Origin of the sequence: Caulobacter sp. BP25 (genome assembly GCF_002737755.1) — a bacterium.
Classification (GTDB): Bacteria; Pseudomonadota; Alphaproteobacteria; order Caulobacterales; family Caulobacteraceae; genus Caulobacter.
The window spans coordinates 127654-145026 of sequence record NZ_PEGH01000007.1; the positions used below are offsets into that span (position 1 = coordinate 127654).

Genomic DNA, 17373 nt, shown 5'->3' on the forward strand with positions numbered 1-17373 from the left:
AGGATTGCGTACGGACCCTAGTGCAGCTTCAGGCGCCCCGACACCCGCTGTTGCAGCAACCGCGCCAGCGCCAAGGTCGCCGTGCGGCCGACGCCCAGGATCGCGCGGTGATGGTCGAGATGCAGGGACATGTAGGCCCATTTGGCCAGCAGCCCTTCAATGAAGAAGTTCGGGCCGCCCAGCCCGCCCATCAGCGCGCCGACGCCTTTGTTGTCGCCGAGGGACACTAGCGAGCCGAAATCACGATAGACGAAGGGCGTGTTCAGTTTGCCCTGGTGCAGACGCGCGACGATGGCTCGCTGCAGATAGCTGGCCTGCTGGTGGGCGGCCTGGGCGCGGGCCGGGACGATCTTGCCGTCCTTCCACGGCGCGGCGGCGCAGTCGCCCAGGGCCCAGATGTCGGGCGCCGAGGTCTCCAGGCGGTCGTTGACCAAGAACTGGTTGGCGCGGTTGGTCTCGAGGCCAAAGCCCTGGTTCGTCTCAGCGGCCTTGATCCCCGCAGCCCAGACGATCAGGTCGGCGGGTATGTCGCCTTGGCTGGTCTCCAGGCGATCGGCATGGACCGCCAGGACCTTGGCGTCGGTCTTTACCGCCACGCCTTTGCGCTCCAGCGCGATGGTTGCTTTGTCGGCGATCTTTTGGGGCAGGGCGCCCAGGACCCGTGGCGCGGCCTCGACCACCGTGATGTCCAGGCGGAAGCGCTGCTCGTCGCCAAGACTGCCCAAGAGTTCTCGGTGGGCTTCGATCAGCTCGGCCGAGAGCTCGACCCCGGTGGCGCCGCCGCCGACGATCGCCACACGCATGATCTTTTCGGCCGAGAACGAGGCTTTGGTGAAGGCTGCCAGCAGCCGTGCGTGGAAGGCCTCGGCGTCTTCGGTGCGCTCCAGCAGGTAGGCCTGCTCGGCGCCGGGCGTGCCGAAGAGGTTCGAGCCCGAACCGATGGCCAGAATCCCAAAGGTGAAGGTTATGGCCCGCTCGGGCGCCAGGACCTGTCCATCGTCGCCAGTGATCGCCTTCAGGGTCAGGCGTTTGGCGGCCGGGTCGAAGGTCGTCAGCTCGCCCAACAGGAAGTTGAAGCCGTTCGAGCGGCCCAGGATCGCGTAGGAGACACCCTCCTGGTGGACGTCCAGCGTGCCGGCGGCCACCTCGTGTAGGGTCGGCTTCCAGATGTGAAAGCTGGAGCGGTCGATCAGCAGCACGCGGCGCTTGCCGTGACGTCCCCCCAGCCGGCGGCCCAACCGCGAGGCCAACTCCAGTCCGCCGGCGCCGCCGCCGACGATGACGATGTCGTAGTGCATCACCGTCTCGCCCTTTTATTCATCAATCGGTGAAAATATAGCTGACCGTTGTTCTTCAAGGAAGAGGTGTAGCTCTGCACGAGCCGCGAACGAAAAAGGCCTCCCCGGAGGGAGGCCTTTATGAACGTCTAGATCGGATTTTCCGCCAGGCGCTTGTCGAGATAGTCGCTGACGCTCTTCTCGACGCTGGGTAGGTGCTCGGTCCAGAAGTGGCTGGCCTTGTCGATGACTTCGTAGTCGATCGTGATGCCCTTCTGGGTGCGCAGCTTGGTGACCACCCGCTCCACCTCGACCGGCGGGGTGATGGTGTCGGCCGAACCCGTCAGGAACAAGCCCGAGGCCGGGCAGGGGGCCAGGAAGCTGAAATCGTACATGTTGGTCGGCGGCGAGACCGAGATGAAGCCGTCCGTCTCGGGGCGGCGCATCAGCAGTTGCATGCCGATATAGGCGCCGAAGTCGAAGCCGGCGACCCAAGTCTGGCTGGCGGCCGGGTTGGACGTCTGCAGCCAGTCCAGCGCCGTGGCCGCGTCGGCCAGCTCGCCGATGCCGGCGTCGAACTCGCCCTGGCTGCGGCCCACGCCGCGGAAATTGAAGCGCAGGGTCGCGAAACCGCGCTTCATAAAGAGGTGATACAGCTGCACCGAAACCGGATGGTTCATGTGACCGCCGGCCTTGGGGTGTGGGTGCAGGATCAGGGCGATCGGGGCCGTCTCGGTCTTGCCCGGAGAGTAGCGACCCTCGATCCGTCCAGACGCGCCGGTCAAAATCACATCAGGCATGTCGTCCCCTTCAGCTCGACAGCGGTCCAACTTCCGACGATTTGCCTCGTCAGAATACTTGACCGCTGCGCTTGGTCTTCCTAAATCGCAGCCAGCAAGCGGACCGACGGCCCGCGCGCGAAGTCGCGGCTTGTAGCACACGCAAAAGCCGATGCGCGCGGAATCTGCAAGGGGTAAGGCTGATGCGCCTGAGTACGAAAGGGCGATATGCGGTCATGGCGATGACCGACCTGGCCAAGCGCCAGGACGAAGGCGAGGGCCGCGCCGTAGCCCTGGCCGAGATCGCCGCGCGCCAACAGATCTCGCTTTCTTATCTGGAACAGCTCTTCGCGCGCCTGCGCCGAAAGGGGCTGGTGATCAGCGCCCGAGGGCCCGGCGGCGGCTATCGCCTGTCCAAGGCCGCGACCGAGACCTTCATCGCCGACATCGTTCTGGCGGTGGACGAGCCGCTGCGCGCCACGCGCTGCAACTTCACCAAGGGCCAGGCCAAGGGCTGCATGGCGGGTGGCGAGCGCTGCATGACGCATAATCTCTGGGAAGAGATGGGGCGTCAGATCCACGGCTACCTCGCCTCGGTCTCTGTCGCCGACGTGCTGGCGGGCGAGCTGCGGCCAAATAGCGAGAAAGCGGCCCGCCCGATGGAGATCGCGGCCGAGTGAACGCCTCCCGCTCTTCTATCTATCTCGACTACAACGCCACCGCGCCTTTGCGGCCGGAAGCGCGGGAAGCGCTGTTGCGCGCGCTCGAGAGCCCGGCCAATCCCTCGTCGGTCCACGCCGCCGGCCGCGCCGCCCGCGACGTGGTCGAGCGCGCCCGCGCGCAGGTCGGCGCCGTGGTCGGCGTGCCCGCCGGCTCGGTCACATTCGTCAGCGGCGGCACGGAGGCCAATGCGCTGGCCATCGAGAGCGCCCGGGCCGCCGGCGTCGAACGCATCATCATCAGCACGATCGAGCACGACGCGGTCACCGAGACGGCCAAGGCCCAAAACACTCAGAGTGGCGGCCTGCCGGTCGAGATTCTGCCTGTGGATAACAACGGCGTCGCCGATCTCGATTGGCTGGCGCAAGCGCTTGAAAAACCCGGCAAGACCCTGGTCTGCCTGATGCTGGCCAACAACGAAACGGGCGTCATCCAGCCTGTGGATAAGGTCTCCGCCCTGGTGCGCGCCCACGACGGCTGGCTGCATGTCGACGCGGTCCAGGCCGCTGGCAAGATCGCGATCGACTTCTCGGCTCTCGGCGCCGACACCATGGCGCTCTCGGCCCACAAGCTGGGTGGGCCGCAGGGCGTCGGCGCTCTGGTCGCCGGGACCCGCGCCACCGTCACCCGCCGCCTGCATGGCGGGGGTCAGGAGCGCGGCCGTCGGGCCGGCACCGAGAACGTCGCGGGCATCGCCGCGTTCGGCGCGGCCGCCGTGGCGGCCCAGGAAGGCCTTGCCTCGCTGGCCGAACAAGCCCAATGGCGCGACGCCTTGGCGCAGCGGGTCAAGGCGCAAGGCGCGGTCGTGCTGGGCGAAGGCGCTGATCGCCTCCCCCAGACGTTGTGCTTGGCGGGCGAGGGCTTTGGCTCCGAGGTCCAGGTCATGAACATGGATCTGGCCGGGATCATGGTCAGCGCCGGTAGCGCCTGCTGTTCGGGCAAGGTCAAGGCCAGCCGCGTGGTGGAAGCCATGGGCCGCGCTGATCTCGCTCCGTTCGCCCTGCGTATCAGTGGCGGCTGGGCGAGTACGGAAGACGATTGGATCAAGTGCGGCGACGCCTGGCTCGCCGCCTGGAAGCGTATCGGCGCTCGGCGCCGGGAGGTGGCTTAGTGGCCGCGGTCAAAGAGACTGTTGAAACCGTCGCCGCGCTCGAGAAGTACGAGCACGGCTTCACGACCGATATCGAGCAGGAGTTCGCCCCCAAGGGCCTCTCCGAGGACATCGTCCGTTTCATCTCGGCCAAAAAGGACGAGCCGCAATGGATGCTGGACTGGCGGCTGGAAGCATATCGCCGCTGGCTTGAGCTGGAAGAGCCGACTTGGGCGAAGGTGAACTTCCCCAAGATCGACTACCAGGACAGCTATTACTACGCCGCGCCCTCGACCAAGGAGGGCCCCAAGAGCCTGGACGAGGTCGACCCCGAGATCCTGGCCGTCTATGCCAAGCTCGGCATCCCCTTGAAGGAGCAGGAAGTCCTGGCTGGCGTCGAAGGCGCGCCGCGCTACGCCGTCGACGCGGTGTTCGACAGCGTCAGCGTCGTCACGACCTTCAAGAAGGAGCTGGCCGCCGTCGGCGTCATCTTCTGCTCGATGAGCGAGGCGGTCCGCGAGCATCCGGAACTGGTCCGCCAGTACCTGGGCAGCGTGGTGCCGACCTCGGACAACTATTTCGCTTGCCTCAACAGCGCGGTCTTCTCGGACGGCTCGTTTGTCTACATTCCGCCGGGCGTGCGCTGCCCGATGGAGCTGTCGACCTATTTCCGGATCAACGCCAAGGATTCCGGCCAGTTCGAGCGCACCCTGATCATCGCCGACAAGGGCGCCTACGTCTCGTACCTGGAAGGCTGCACGGCCCCGATGCGCGACGAGAATCAACTGCACGCGGCCGTGGTCGAGCTTGTTTTGCTGGACGACGCCGAGATCAAGTACTCGACCGTCCAGAACTGGTACCCAGGCGATCCGGAGACCGGCAAGGGCGGCATCTACAACTTCGTGACCAAGCGCGCCGACTGCCGCGGCGATCGCAGCAAGGTGTCCTGGACCCAGGTCGAGACCGGCTCGGCCATCACCTGGAAATATCCGTCCTGCGTGCTGCGCGGCGAGGGCAGCTCCGGCGAGTTCTACTCGATCGCCGTGACCAACGGCCATCAGCAGGCCGACACCGGCACCAAGATGATCCACCTGGGCGCCAACACCCGCTCGCGGATCGTCGCCAAGGGCATCAGCGCCGGCAAGTCGACCTCGACCTATCGGGGCCTCGTCTCGGCCCACCCCAAGGCCAAGGGGGCGCGCAACTTTACCCAGTGCGACAGCCTGCTGATCGGCAAGGACTGCGCGGCCCACACCGTGCCCTATATCGAGGCCCGCAACGGCCAGTCGGTGTTCGAGCACGAGGCCACCACCACGCGGCTGTCGGACGACCAGCTGTTCTATTGCCAGCAGCGCGGCCTGAACCAAGAAGAAGCCGTGGCCCTGCTGGTCAACGGCTTCGTCAAGGACGTGCTGCAGCAACTGCCCATGGAATTCGCCGTCGAGGCTCAGAAGCTTGTGGCGATTTCTCTCGAAGGATCCGTCGGTTAAATGCTTTCCATCAAGAACCTTCACGCCCGCGTCGAGGACAAGCCGATCCTGAAGGGCGTCACGCTGGACGTGCCGGCCGGTGAGGTCCACGCGATCATGGGCCCGAACGGGGCCGGCAAGTCGACCCTGTCCTATGTGCTGACCGGCCGCGACGGCTATGAGGTCACCGAAGGCTCGGCGACGCTCAACGGCGAGGACGTGCTGTCGCTTGAGCCCAACGAACGGGCGGCCAAGGGCCTGTTCCTGTCGTTCCAATATCCTTTGGAAATTCCGGGCGTTCCGGCCCTGACCTTCATCCGCACCGCCCTCAACGCCCAGCGCCGCGCGCGGGGCGAGGACGAGATCGCCGCCCCGGCCTTCCTGAAGCTGGCCAAGGAGAAGGCCGCGGCGCTGAAGATCGACTTCGAGATGCTCAAGCGCGGCCTGAACGTCGGCTTCTCGGGCGGTGAGAAGAAGCGGATGGAAATCTTCCAGATGTCCATGCTTTCGCCGAAGTTCCTCATTCTCGACGAGACCGACAGCGGCCTGGATATCGACGCCCTGAAGATCGTCTCCGAAGGCGTCAACGCCCTGCGCAGCCCTGAGCGCGGCATGCTGGTCATCACCCACTACCAGCGCCTGCTGGACCACATCAAACCCGACAAGGTCCACGTGCTGGCCGCCGGCCGCATCGTCGCCTCGGGCGGTCCGGAACTGGCCCTGCAGCTGGAAGCCGAGGGCTATGACCGCATCGTGGGGGCGGCGGCTTGACCCTTTCGACCGCCCTCAAGACCGGCGACCTCTCGGCGCTGCCGTCGCGGCGCGACGAGGACTGGCGCTGGACCGACCTGCGGGGTCTGCTGAAGACCTTGCCGCCGGTCGCGCCGGCGCATGACGGGGAGGTTCCGGCTGGTCCGTTCGCCGGACTGGCCGACGCCGAGACCGTGTTCGTCAACGGCCGCCGCGTGGCCGCGTCCGACGCCGCCTCGGGCGTCGTCGCCCTGCGCTTCGTCGCCCTGGCCGACAAGGCTTCGCAGGGCGCCAGCCACGCCCTGGTGGTGAAGCCGGGTGAGAGCCTCGTCCTGCTGGAAAGCCATGAAGGCCGCGCCGGGGCTTACGTCTCCGACGTCGTGCTCGACATCGCCGTGGGCGAGGGCGCCTCGCTGGAGCGGATCGTGCTGGTCGACGACGAGGCCGAGGCGGTCAACGTCGTCACCGCCGACGTCATCCTGGCCCCCGGCGCCAAGTTCGCCCAGACCGTCCTGACCTCCGGCGCGCGTCGCCAGCGGATCGAGACCCGCGTCCGCCATCCCGGCGCCCACGCCCAGGTCCGCCTCGACGGCGCCTATCTGCTGGACGCCCAGCGCCACGCCGATCTGACCAGCGTCGTCACCCATAGCGGCCTCGACGGCGTCACCAGCCAGCTGACCAAGGGCATGGTGACGGACCAGGCGCGCGGCGTCTTCCAGGGCCGGATCGTCGTCGAGAAGGGCGCCGACCAGACCGATGCGCGGATGGGTCACCACGCCCTGATCCTGTCGGACAAGGCCGAGATCGACGCCAAGCCCGAACTGCTGATCTTCGCCGACGACGTCTCCTGCGCCCACGGCAACACGATCGGCGCGCTGGACGACGAGGTGCTGTTCTACGCCAAGCAACGCGGCATCCCCGAGGCTGACGCCAAGGCCATGCTGACCGTGGCCTTCGTCGGCGAGGTCATCGAGCGGATCGAGCACGAGGGCGCGCGCGAAGTCGCCGCCGCCTGGGTCGCCCGCAAGCTGGGGAGCGAGGCATGACCAGCGCCGTGCTGACACCCCCATCCCCAACCCCTTCCCCGCAAGGGGGAAGGGACTTTGATGTGCAGGCGATCCGCGCCCAGTTTCCGATCCTGGCGCGAGAAGTCCACGGCAAGCCGTTGATTTATCTCGACAGCGCCGCCAGCGCCCAGAAGCCTGACGCGGTGCTGGACGCCATGATGGGCCTGGCCCGGACCTCGTACGCCAACGTCCATCGCGGCCTGCATACCCTCGCGAACGAAACGACCGAAGCCTATGAAAAGGCGCGGGAAACCGTCGCGCGCTTCATCAACGCGGATCGCGACGAGGTCGTGTGGACCAAGAGCGCGACCGAGGCGGTGAACCTGGTCGCATCATCGTTTGGCCTGAGCCTGAACGCCGGTGACGAGATCGTGCTCTCGGAGATGGAGCACCACGCCAACATCGTGCCCTGGCACTTCCTGCGCGAGCGCAAGGGCGTCGTCCTGAAGTTCATCCCGGTGCTGGATGACGGGCGCCTGGACATGGAGGCCTACAAGGGCCTGCTGTCCGAGAAGACCAAGATGGTCGCCGTCACCCACATGTCGAACGTGCTGGGCACGGTCAACGACGTGGCCGAGATCGTCCGCCTGGCCCATGCGGCCGGCGCGCCGGTGCTGCTGGACGGCTGCCAGGGCGTGGTCCACACGCGGGTCGACGTGAAGGCCCTGGATGTCGACTACTACGTCTTCTCCGGCCACAAGCTGTACGGCCCGACCGGGATCGGCGTGCTCTACGGCAAGGCCGAGCGCCTGGCGGCCCTGCCGCCGTACCAGGGCGGCGGCGAGATGATCGCTTCGGTGGCGCTGGATCGGATCACCTATGCCGACCCGCCGCATCGCTTCGAGGCCGGCACCCCGGCGATCCTTGAGGCTGTGGGCCTGGGCGCGGCGATCGAGTGGCTGAATGGCCTGGACCGCGACGCTGTCTTCGCTCATGAGCACGCCCTCTATGAACGCGTCGCCGAGCGGCTGCGCGGCGTCAACGGTGTGCGGATCCTGGGCGAGGCGCCCGGCAAGGGCGCGGTGCTGTCCTTCACGGTCGAGGGCGCCCACGCCCACGATATCGCCCAGGTTCTGGACCGTTACGGCGTCGCCGTGCGCGCCGGTACGCATTGCGCTGAGCCCTTGATGCGCCGTTTCGGGGTGACGTCGAGCGCCCGGGCCTCGTTCGCCCTATATAACACCGAGGCCGAGGCTGACGCGTTCGTGGACGCGCTGGCCAAGGCCCGCAGTTTCTTCAGTTGAGCCGCCTCATGACCGACGCCGCCGCCGCGCCCGAGCCCGTTTCCGCCGAAGCCCCTTCAGCATTGTCTCAAGACGAGCTGAACCGGCTGACCGATCAGCTGATCGAGAAGCTGAAGACGGTCTATGACCCGGAAATCCCGGTCGACATCTATGAGCTGGGTTTGATCTACAAGGTCGACGTTTCCGACGATAAGGACGTGGCCATTGAGATGACCCTGACCGCGCCAGGCTGCCCGGTGGCCGGCGAGATGCCGGGCTGGGTCAAGGACGCGGTCCTGGAGATCCCGGACCTGAAGTCGTGCACGGTCGACCTCGTTTTCGAGCCGCCGTGGGATTCCTCGCGCATGAGCGACGAGGCCAAGCTGCAGTTGAATATGTTCTAGTATCTTTCTTCCGATCTTCCCGGCGAATGCCGGGACCCAGGTGAAGGCCGGAACCGTTCCGGATGGATCTGGACCCCGGCATTCGCCGGGGAGGTCGGAAAAAGGGAGTTCGAGCCCATGGAACCGACAGTCGCCATCCGTCCCCGCCGCCCCCGTCCGAAGGTCGTCACCCTGACCGACGCCGCGGCCGCGCGCGTGAAGGAGATCATGGACAAGGCCGACAAGCCCTATGTCGGCCTGCGCGTGGGCGTGAAGAACGGCGGCTGCGCCGGCCAGGAATACGTCTTCGAATACGCCGAGACGAAGGGCCCGATCGACGAGGTCGTCGAGGACAAGGGCGTCACCATCCTGATCGAGCCCAAGGCCGTACTCTTCCTGATCGGCACGGAAATCGACTACGAGGTCAGCAAGCTGTCCTCGAAGTTTGTGTTCCATAACCCGAACGAAACCGACGCCTGCGGTTGCGGCGAAAGCGTCACGATCCAGCCCGCCGCAGAGGCTCAAGACTGATGCTGGCCAAGACCCCGTCCTGCGTCGAATGCGGCCTGCCCTGGGGCGCGCCCAGTTTCCGCCACGAGGACGAGGCGCCGCTCTACTGGTCGGACACCGGCCTGCTGTGCTCGGGCGGCTGCGCCCAGAAGCACTTCGAAAAGCGCCGGGCCGAGGGGACCTTCGTGGCGATACCGGCCGAGTGTCCGGTCGCGGTCTGATCGCGCATTGACCGCAGAGCACCGCGCGGCCTAAGCCCGGCCATGGTCCAGACGGTTCTGATCTATTCGATGGGCGAGGTGATCGGCGACGGGCTGATCAAGCTGCCCTTCATCGCCGGCCTGCGCGCGGCGTTCCCCGACGCGCGGATCAGCTGGTGCGCCGCCAAGGGCGAGACCGTCTACACAGGGCCGCTGAAAGTGGTCGTCGCCGGCTATGTCGACGAGGTGATCCTGGAGGGGGCGAACGGCGCCAAGGCGTTCGACAGCCTGCCGTGGTCCAAGCCCTTCGACGGCCGTAAGTTCGACCTCGTCATCGACACCCAGGAGAACCTGCGCCGCAGCGGCGTCGCCCAGCGTGGCGCGGCGGGCCATTTCGTCTCGGCGGCGCGGCAGGCGCGGAGCCAGGATTGGCCGGTGGCGGTGACCGACCGCCTGGCGCGGCTGCTGGCGCTGGCGACGGACGGGCACGGCGCGCCCAGGCCCCTGGCCCTGACCAACCCCGACGCCCAGAAGGCCGCTGAAATCCTGCTACCCGCCGGTCCGACCTATGTGGGCTTGGCGCCGGGCGCAGGCGGCCAGGACAAGCGCTGGCCGCTGGCGAACTATCTCGACCTGGCGCGCAGGATCGGCGCCAAGGGCTGGACCCCGGTGTTCTTCTTCGGGCCGGACGAAGCCGACGACGCGGCGATCGCCGCCCGTGAGGTTCCGCAGGCTCTGCAGCCCGAGCGCAATCGGACCGACGGCTTGCCCGTGAAGGGGCCGCTGCTGGTCATCGCCCTAGCTGGACAGCTGGCTGCGGGCGTCGCCAACGACGCCGGCCCCGGTCACATGCTCGCGGCCGGCGGGGCACGCTTGCTCTCCCTGCAGCAGGATCGCCGCAAGGCCGTGAAGTTCCGTCCCGCCGCCGCGCGGCTTGAGATGCTGGTCGCGGAGGACTACGGAAGCGGCATGGGCGCCCTGCCGGTCGATGCGGCCTGGATCGCCCTCGAGAAGCTGGTTTCCGGAGCCGCCTGATGTCCATCCTCGCGCCGATCTCGGCGGGCGAACTGGTCGACAAGATCACCATCCTGCGGGTCAAGGCCGAGCGGATCGGCGACCCGGCCAAGGAGGCCAATGTCCGCAAGGAGCTGGCCCTGCTGGAGGCCACCGCGCGCGAGCACCTACCGGACACCGCGCAGATCACCCGGCTGACCGACGAGCTCACCACCGTCAACGCCGCCCTGTGGGACATCGAGGACGGCAAGCGCGATTGCGAGCGCCGCCAGGACTTCGGTCCCGACTTCGTGGCCCTGGCCCGCCGCGTCTATATCGACAACGACCGCCGCGCCGCCATCAAGCGCGCGATCAACGAAGCGGCCGGCTCCGACATCGTCGAGGAAAAGAGCTACAAGCCTTACCTGGCCAGCTAGCGCCCCTTGAACGCCGCTACGCGTTTCTGGAGAAAGGCGGTGACGCCCTCGATGAAGTCCTCGGTCTTGCCGGCGACCTTCTGAGCCTTGCGCTCGGCGTGCAGCTGGCCGGTCCAGTCGGCGTCGAGGCTGTCCCAGACGAGTTTACGGATCGTCCCCAGCGCCGCCGGCCCGCGCGCCAGTTCCTGGGCTATCGCCGTGGCCGCGCCGATCAGTTCGGCGTCCGGCACGCAGCGGTTGATCAAGCCCCACTGCAGGGCCGTCGCCGCCAGCACCTTGTCGCCCAGCAGCATCATCTCCATGGCCCGCGCCTTGCCGATCAGGCGCGGCAGCAGGTAGGTCGAGCCGCCGTCGGGAACCAGGCCGATGCGGCGGAAGGCTTGCAGAAAGTAAGCGCTTTCGGCCGCCACGATGATGTCGCCCATCAAGGCTATCGAGCAGCCGACGCCGGCCGCTGGCCCGTTCACCGCCGTCACGATCGGCAGCGGAAAGTCGCGTAGTAGCGTCATCAGGGGGTTGTAGATCGTCTCCAGCGCCGAGCCGGCGTCGGGCTTGCCGTCGACGTCCAGCTCACGCCCGGCAGCCCCGCCGCCAGACAGATTGGCGCCCGAGCAGAAGCCCCGGCCTTCGCCGGTCAGGATGACCGCGCGCGCCTCGACCTTGCCCGCCGCGCCCCCGTACGCAATTTGGGAGAAGGCATGGGTCAGCTCGCGGGCGACTTCCAGGCTGGCGGCGTTCAGCGTGGTCGGATCGGCGATCGTGATGGTGGCGACGCCGTCCTGGGTCGAGACACGGATCTTTTGATAGTCCACGGCCTTGAACCTCCCTTGGTCTCTTTGAGGGAAGTCTAGGCGCCTTTGCCCCTTGGGAAGGCTAGCGGAATCTTCAACGAAAAACGCCGCCGATGCGAGATCGGCGGCGTTTCGTCTGGATCTTGATCTATGTGATCAGGCCGCGTTGGCCGAAGCGGGCATTCCCTCTGCCGCCGTCACGCGGTTGCGGCCGTTGCGCTTGGAGGCGTAGAGGGCCGCGTCGGCGCGCTCCATGATCGAATGTCCGCTCTCGCCCGGACGGCGCTCGGCGAAGCCCGACGAGATGGTGATCGCGCCCAGGTCCTCGTTGGTCGAGCGGCGCTTGAGCATGCGCGAGGACACCTCGACCCGGATCTCTTCCAGCGTCGCGGCGATCACCGCCGACGTCTCGCGCGGGAAGATCATCGCGAACTCCTCGCCACCGTAGCGGGCGGCGAAGCGCGGCGGCGCGGCGACGCGGCCGATCACCGAAGCGACATAACGGATCACCTGGTCGCCGGTCTGGTGGCCCCAGGTATCGTTGAACCCTTTGAAATGGTCGATGTCGAGCACGGCCAGGCACAGCGGCGTGCCTTGCTGGTCGGCCTCGGCGCAGGCCCGGTCCAGTTCCTCGTCGAAGGCCTTACGGTTGGCGAGGTTGGTCAGGCCATCGGTCGTGGCCTCGCGGCGGACCTGCTCGAGGTGCTCGCGCAGGCGCTCGACCTCCGAGGTCGAGTCCGCCAACCGCGCTTCCAGCGACTGGTTCTCGCGGTGCACGCGGCGGGTGGCGTCAGCCAGGTTCGAGACGACCACCTTGATCGCCTCGACGTCGGTAGACTTGTCGAGATTTTTGGTGGCCCCGGCGAGTTCCTTGCCGAAGGCGGCGTTCGACTTCTGCGCGTTTTGGATGGCCTTGGCGACGGCTTCCAGTTCCTTGGACAGGATGTCCCCGGCGTCGCGAATCTGGTCGTTCAGGCGCGCCTTGGGCAGATAGGTCGCCGCCAACTCCTCGCTGACCAATTCGGTCATCGGTTCGCCGATCGAGATCAGTCGGGTCAGTTCACGGGCGAGAGCGCCGTCGGGATCGGCGACATAGTGCGTCCAAAGCTCGAAATTCAGCGCGGTCGGCCAAACTTGGTGACGCTCCATGAGCTCAAGCGCGCGCGAGGCGACCTTGTAAGCTTCCGGGCCGCGCAGAGCGGTTTCGACTTCCGACATCTCTCTTCCCCCGTCCGGCTCATTCCGTTGGGGAAGGGCCGATCGCATGGACAGCAACACTAGACGGCAGAGTTCTTACGACCCGTTAAGAACGAACAACGTTCGCTTGCGCGCGAACGCACGCTCGCGCATTGTGAACGATGATAAGATGAGTGACGGACGACAAGCGCCGCGCCAGCCACGGGAGGCGAGACATGAACGCTCCAATGAACCCTCTGGACGCCCACAAGGCGACCATGAATGCCGCGCTCAATCGGCAGAAGTCCGCGCATCTTCGCGACGGGCCGCCCAGCCTCGAAAAGCGCATCGACTGGCTGAATCGCTCGATCGACCTGTTGATCGGCCACCAGGCGGAGATCGCCAAGGCGGTGAACGCCGATTTCGGCTCGCGTTCGCCCGAGGCCACCGCCTTGACCGACGTCGCCGGTTCGATCGGGCCGTTGAAGTTTGCGCGTGAGAACGTCGCCAAGTGGATGCGGCCGCAGAGGCGCAAGACCACTCCGGCGATCCTGGGTCTGTTCGGGGCCAAGGCGACCGTGCAGTACCAGCCTAAGGGCGTGGTCGGGGTGATCAGTCCCTGGAACTTCCCGGTCAACCTGACCTTCGCGCCGCTGGCCGGTATCTTCGCGGCCGGCAACCGGGCGATGATCAAGCCGTCGGAATACACCCCCGCCACGTCGGACCTGCTGAAGGCGATGTTCGCCAAGGCCTTCGACGAGGAAGAGGTCGCCGTCTTCGTCGGCGGACCCGAGGTCGGGCAGGCGTTCTCCGGTCTCGCCTTCGACCACCTGGTGTTCACGGGCGCGACCTCGGTGGCCCGCCACGTCATGCGGGCGGCGTCCGAGAACCTGGTGCCGATCACCCTGGAACTCGGCGGCAAGAGCCCGGTGATCCTGTCGCGTGGCGCCGACCTGGCGACTGCGGCCGCCCGGATCATGAACGGCAAGACCCTGAACGCGGGCCAAATCTGCCTGGCGCCGGACTATGTGCTGGCGCCTCAAGAGGACGTGGAGGCGTTCGTCGCCGAGGCCAAGGCCGCCGTCGGCCGCTATTTCCCGACGCTGAAGGACAATCCCGACTACACGGCGCTGGTGGCTCAGCGGCACTACGATCGGGTGAAGAGCTATATCGACGACGCCCGGGCCAAGGGCGCACGGGTCGTCGAGATCAATCCGGCCGGTGAGGACCTGTCTCAGCAGGAGCATCGCAAGATCGCCCCGACGCTAATTCTCGATCCCACCGACGACATGAAGGTCATGCAGGAGGAGATTTTTGGTCCGGTCCTGCCGGTGAAGAGCTATCGGACGGTCGATGAGGCCGTGGACTATGTGAACGCTCATGACCGGCCGCTGGCCCTCTATTGGTTCGGGACCGACGAGGCCGAGAAAGACCGCGTGCTGGCGCGCACCACCAGCGGCGGGGTCACGGTCAATGACGTGATCTTCCACGTCGCCCAGGAAGAACTGCCGTTCGGAGGAATCGGTCCGGCCGGCATGGGGGCCTATCACGGTCACGACGGCTTCTTGGAGTTCAGCCACAAGAAGGCGGTGTTCCAGCAGTTGAAGAAGGATATCGCTCCGATGCTGGGTCTGCGCCCGCCCTATGGCGAGGCGATCCGCAAGTATCTGGCGGGCCAGATAAAGCGCTGATCGACGGCGTTTCGATGCAGGGCGGGGGTGGTTCGCGGCGGCGCGTCGTGCTTGAAGGGCCGCATGAGCGCTCCTTCGCCCGTACGCGTCGTCCATGAACTCGAGGTCTTGCCAGAGGTCGATTTCGCGACCTTCAGGGCGCGGTTCGCGGCTGGAGAGCGGGCGCGCACGGCCACCGAGCTGACCCCGCCCGGCCATCCGGCCGCGCCGGAAGTCCTGGCGGGACCCGAGGCCAGCGCCTGGTGGGGCGGCGACATGAGCTGCGCGCCGCCGATAGTTCCGCCGCTGCTGTGCGCGGTTGGCGAAAGCTGGTGGGTCCCCCAGCATGGCGTGATCGTCGACGTTAAGGGGGAGGTGTTCGATGCGGCCTCTTACGAGGTGCGCCACGGCTATCCGAACTTCCAGACCACGCCGGGCTTTTCGGGCGAGCTGAATTTCACGCCGCCGGACGACGCGCCCTATGCAGAGCGTGGGGCGGTGTTCATGCCCTGGGGCGGCCTGTTCAACTATGGTCACTACCTGTTGGACGGTCTGGCTGGCTTGCGCGCCTTGGAGAAGGCCGGCCTGCTGGAGGACACGCTCGTCGTGGCCCCCAAGCTGAAACCTTGGCAGCGGGATTTGATCTCGATCTGTTTCCCGAACCTCACGGTGCGCGAGTTCGCCGAACCGATCGTGCGACTGGGGCGGGTGATCTATTCGGACGCCATGAACCATTTCCTGCATCGGGTCGATGGGCTGGTCGCCGAGCTGGGCGCGCGTGGGCGGGCCGCCGTGCTTCCCGCCAGTACACGGCGAGCGCGGCGCGTCTATTTTTCGCGTCGCGGTCAGGTCAACCGATACATGATCGGCGAGTGGCGGTTTGAGTGGGCCTTGCGCCGACGCGGCTTTACCGTTGTGCGACCCGAGCGCCTGAGCGTGGCCGAGCAGGTCGCTTTGATGCGTGACGCCGAGGTGGTGGTCGCCCCCAGCGGCGCGGCGCTGGCCAACGCCATCTTCCTGCCGCCTGGCGCCCGCGTCATCGAAATCCAGCCTCTGAACTTCTCGAGCCAGTGGGTGCGCGGCGCCTGTCAGCAGGTCGGCGTGGAGTGGCGCGGTTATGTCTGCGCGTCGCCATGCTCGCCCTCGAAGGCGCCCTCCCTGATCCGGGTGCACCCTGGGTTCCAGTACGCCTATCAGCCGCCTCTGGGCGACCTGCTAGGGTTCGTGGACGCGGCGCTATAGGATGCCCTTGCGGCCTTCGACCCAAAGGTCGAGCGGTTGCTGCTCCTCCCGGCGGACGATGCCGTAGTAGCCGGCGACGAAGACGACGGCGGCGGTGACGAGCGCGCCCAAGAACCCACCGGGCGTGGCGAACCACACCGTCAGGGCGCTGATCACCACCGCAGTGTGCAGCATGGCCCAGCGGACCATGATGGCGAAGGCGTGATAGGTGCGTTCGTGGGCGATCAGGATCGCCTCGCGTTCGGCGGTATCGTGTTCGAAGGCGTCAGGCTGGGTGGCGGCCATGGCGCGGTCCTCCCTAAGCTGGTTTGCGGCCTGTAGGCGCCGCATGTCGAAAACGTCCACCAAGATACTCGCGTTCCGCCAAGGGCGCTATCGAAGCGCCCCCAGGTTAAGCTTAGGATCAAGCGATTCCTCGGCCGTTCTGGAGCAGGGACCATGCCCAATCCGCTGCAGCTTCTGCTGCCGGCCCTGATCCCATCCTGGAATTTCTTCGACGTCATCGCCCCGTCGCCGCGCGTGGAGTACGCCGTGACGGGCGGGGCGAACGTGAAGCCCGACGCTTGGCGCGAGTTTCGACCTCGGCCAGCGCATGTTTCGTCCGCAACGATGGCGGCGCGCCTGCTCTGGAACCCGCGCTGGAACGAGAGTTTGTTCCTGGTCAGCTGCGCCGAGCGCCTGATCGACACCCCAACGGCGCACAGCGAGGACGAAATTTTCAAGCGGATCGCGGCGGATCTGGCGCGCGGCCCAGACAAGGTCGAGGGCTGGCTGGCGTTTCGACTGGTGTTCGTAGCGCGCGAGGGCGAGGCGATCGCGCGGGAGGTGCTGTTCGAGGCCCGGCCGCGCGCGCTGGCGGAGATCGACGTCCAATGACGCTGCCGGACGCCATCCGCCTGACGCAGGCTCTGCTGGCCCTGGCCCTGCTCCAGCAGAGCCTAGAGCATCTGCGTGGCTTCCGCGACGAGCGGGCCCTGTTTCTGGCCCGAGCCGTTCTGTGTGTTCTCGTCCTGCTGGGTGTGGCGTCGCCCTGGCCCCTGGTGGCGATGGCGGCCTTGTCGCTGCTGATCCTTCACCGCTTCCAGGGGCCCTACAATGGCGGCAGCGACCGGATGGGGCTGTTGGCGCTGTGGTGTCTGACCTTGGCGAGCCTGGCGCCGAGCACACCGTTCAGGGAGCTGTTCTTTGGCTATCTGGGCGCTCAGCTGGTGCTGTCCTACTTTATCTCAGGCTGGGTGAAGGTCGTGAACCCCGAGTGGCGGTCGGGCAGGGCGCTGCGCGACGTCTTCCAGTTCTCGGCCTATCCGGTCGCCGAATCTCTGCGCGCCCTGGCCGATCGGCCTCGGCTGCTGACGGTGATGTCGTGGGCGGTTATGGGGTTCGAGCTCGTCTTCCCGCTGGCCATGCTGAGCAAGCCGACCTTGATCGTGGCCCTGGTTGTGGCGGGGACCTTCCACCTGGCCAATGCGTGCCTGTTTGGGCTGAACCGTTTTTTCTGGACCTGGCTGTCGGTCTATCCGGCGATCCTGTGGCTGCAGGGGCGGCTCATCCACTAGCCAAAACGAAAGGGCACCGGACGATGCCGTCCGACGCCCT

The 17373-nt window shown here is 66.8% G+C and carries 20 protein-coding genes; 15 read left to right on the forward strand and 5 right to left on the reverse strand.

Annotated elements, in window-relative coordinates; all coding sequences use genetic code 11:
- Positions 1-17: 17 nt before the first annotated feature.
- Together CSW59_RS04485 and CSW59_RS04490 are read right to left on the reverse strand one after the other, a co-directional pair.
- Positions 18-1298, reverse strand: a complete 1281-nt coding sequence (locus CSW59_RS04485) for an NAD(P)/FAD-dependent oxidoreductase (RefSeq protein WP_099442902.1) — start codon at positions 1296-1298, stop codon at positions 18-20.
- A gap of 128 nt (positions 1299-1426) precedes the next feature.
- A complete protein-coding gene (locus CSW59_RS04490) occupies positions 1427-2077 on the reverse strand; it encodes an alpha/beta hydrolase (protein WP_013079273.1) in 651 nt (216 codons plus the stop codon).
- Positions 2078-2259: 182 nt separating this feature from the next.
- On the opposite strand from CSW59_RS04490, the gene CSW59_RS04495 reads away from it, so the two are divergent.
- The 11 genes from CSW59_RS04495 to CSW59_RS04545 all read left to right on the forward strand — a co-directional run bounded on the left by CSW59_RS04495 (position 2260) and on the right by CSW59_RS04545 (position 10898).
- Positions 2260-2736, forward strand: a complete 477-nt coding sequence (locus tag CSW59_RS04495) for an Rrf2 family transcriptional regulator (RefSeq protein WP_099442903.1) — start codon at positions 2260-2262, stop codon at positions 2734-2736.
- Positions 2733-3887, forward strand: a complete 1155-nt coding sequence (locus CSW59_RS04500) for a cysteine desulfurase family protein (protein WP_099442904.1) — start codon at positions 2733-2735, stop codon at positions 3885-3887. The genes CSW59_RS04495 and CSW59_RS04500 overlap by 4 nt, the downstream gene beginning before the upstream one ends.
- Entirely contained in the window at positions 3887-5356 is a 1470-nt protein-coding gene (gene sufB / locus CSW59_RS04505; protein ID WP_099442905.1) for a Fe-S cluster assembly protein SufB, read from the forward strand. Before CSW59_RS04500 ends, sufB begins: the two co-directional genes overlap by 1 nt.
- Positions 5357-6106 (forward strand): Fe-S cluster assembly ATPase SufC, encoded by a 750-nt coding sequence (gene sufC / locus CSW59_RS04510; protein WP_099442906.1) that lies wholly within the window; start codon positions 5357-5359, stop codon positions 6104-6106.
- Positions 6103-7131, forward strand: a complete 1029-nt coding sequence (sufD, locus tag CSW59_RS04515; RefSeq protein ID WP_099442907.1) for a Fe-S cluster assembly protein SufD — start codon at positions 6103-6105, stop codon at positions 7129-7131. Before sufC ends, sufD begins: the two co-directional genes overlap by 4 nt.
- Positions 7128-8396 (forward strand): aminotransferase class V-fold PLP-dependent enzyme, encoded by a 1269-nt coding sequence (locus CSW59_RS04520; RefSeq protein WP_099442908.1) that lies wholly within the window; start codon positions 7128-7130, stop codon positions 8394-8396. Before sufD ends, CSW59_RS04520 begins: the two co-directional genes overlap by 4 nt.
- An 8-nt stretch (positions 8397-8404) precedes the next feature.
- Positions 8405-8779, forward strand: coding sequence for an SUF system Fe-S cluster assembly protein (locus CSW59_RS04525; RefSeq protein WP_099442909.1), 375 nt, complete (start codon positions 8405-8407; stop codon positions 8777-8779).
- A gap of 117 nt (positions 8780-8896) precedes the next feature.
- On the forward strand, positions 8897-9289 hold the full coding sequence (locus tag CSW59_RS04530; protein WP_099442910.1) for an iron-sulfur cluster assembly accessory protein: 393 nt from the start codon (positions 8897-8899) through the stop codon (positions 9287-9289).
- Positions 9289-9489 carry a hypothetical protein gene (locus CSW59_RS04535; RefSeq protein ID WP_099442911.1) on the forward strand — a complete coding sequence of 67 codons (201 nt, stop codon included), beginning with the start codon at positions 9289-9291 and terminating at the stop codon, positions 9487-9489. Before CSW59_RS04530 ends, CSW59_RS04535 begins: the two co-directional genes overlap by 1 nt.
- Positions 9490-9531: 42 nt before the next feature.
- Complete coding sequence (locus CSW59_RS04540; RefSeq protein ID WP_099442912.1) at positions 9532-10503, forward strand: glycosyltransferase family 9 protein; 972 nt, start codon at positions 9532-9534, stop codon at positions 10501-10503.
- Positions 10503-10898, forward strand: a complete 396-nt coding sequence (locus CSW59_RS04545) for a DUF6165 family protein (protein ID WP_099442913.1) — start codon at positions 10503-10505, stop codon at positions 10896-10898. Before CSW59_RS04540 ends, CSW59_RS04545 begins: the two co-directional genes overlap by 1 nt.
- On the opposite strand, the gene CSW59_RS04550 is transcribed toward CSW59_RS04545, so the two are convergent.
- Together CSW59_RS04550 and CSW59_RS04555 are read right to left on the reverse strand one after the other, a co-directional pair.
- A complete protein-coding gene (locus tag CSW59_RS04550) occupies positions 10895-11710 on the reverse strand; it encodes an enoyl-CoA hydratase/isomerase (RefSeq protein WP_099442914.1) in 816 nt (271 codons plus the stop codon). The two genes, CSW59_RS04545 and CSW59_RS04550, sit on opposite strands and share 4 nt — an antisense overlap.
- Positions 11711-11845: 135 nt before the next feature.
- Positions 11846-12907 carry a GGDEF domain-containing protein gene (locus tag CSW59_RS04555; RefSeq protein WP_099442915.1) on the reverse strand — a complete coding sequence of 354 codons (1062 nt, stop codon included), beginning with the start codon at positions 12905-12907 and terminating at the stop codon, positions 11846-11848.
- Positions 12908-13101: 194 nt separating this feature from the next.
- Here CSW59_RS04555 and CSW59_RS04560 point away from each other — a divergent pair, with 194 nt between their 5' ends.
- Both CSW59_RS04560 and CSW59_RS04565 read left to right on the forward strand, forming a co-directional pair.
- The gene (locus CSW59_RS04560; RefSeq protein ID WP_099442916.1) at positions 13102-14556 is read left to right on the forward strand and encodes a coniferyl aldehyde dehydrogenase; all 1455 of its coding nucleotides are present in this window, start codon (positions 13102-13104) and stop codon (positions 14554-14556) included.
- Between the two features lie 63 nt (positions 14557-14619).
- Positions 14620-15777 carry a DUF563 domain-containing protein gene (locus tag CSW59_RS04565; RefSeq protein ID WP_099442917.1) on the forward strand — a complete coding sequence of 386 codons (1158 nt, stop codon included), beginning with the start codon at positions 14620-14622 and terminating at the stop codon, positions 15775-15777.
- On the opposite strand, the gene CSW59_RS04570 is transcribed toward CSW59_RS04565, so the two are convergent.
- Positions 15772-16062 carry an aa3-type cytochrome c oxidase subunit IV gene (locus tag CSW59_RS04570; RefSeq protein ID WP_099442918.1) on the reverse strand — a complete coding sequence of 97 codons (291 nt, stop codon included), beginning with the start codon at positions 16060-16062 and terminating at the stop codon, positions 15772-15774. The genes CSW59_RS04565 and CSW59_RS04570 overlap by 6 nt on opposite strands.
- Before the next feature lie 153 nt (positions 16063-16215).
- Here CSW59_RS04570 and CSW59_RS04575 point away from each other — a divergent pair, with 153 nt between their 5' ends.
- Together CSW59_RS04575 and CSW59_RS04580 are read left to right on the forward strand one after the other, a co-directional pair.
- Positions 16216-16653: a hypothetical protein gene (locus CSW59_RS04575; RefSeq protein ID WP_099442919.1), complete on the forward strand. Its 438-nt coding sequence runs from the start codon at positions 16216-16218 to the stop codon at positions 16651-16653.
- Positions 16650-17333 carry an HTTM domain-containing protein gene (locus CSW59_RS04580; protein ID WP_099442920.1) on the forward strand — a complete coding sequence of 228 codons (684 nt, stop codon included), beginning with the start codon at positions 16650-16652 and terminating at the stop codon, positions 17331-17333. Before CSW59_RS04575 ends, CSW59_RS04580 begins: the two co-directional genes overlap by 4 nt.
- Positions 17334-17373: the final 40 nt, after the last annotated feature.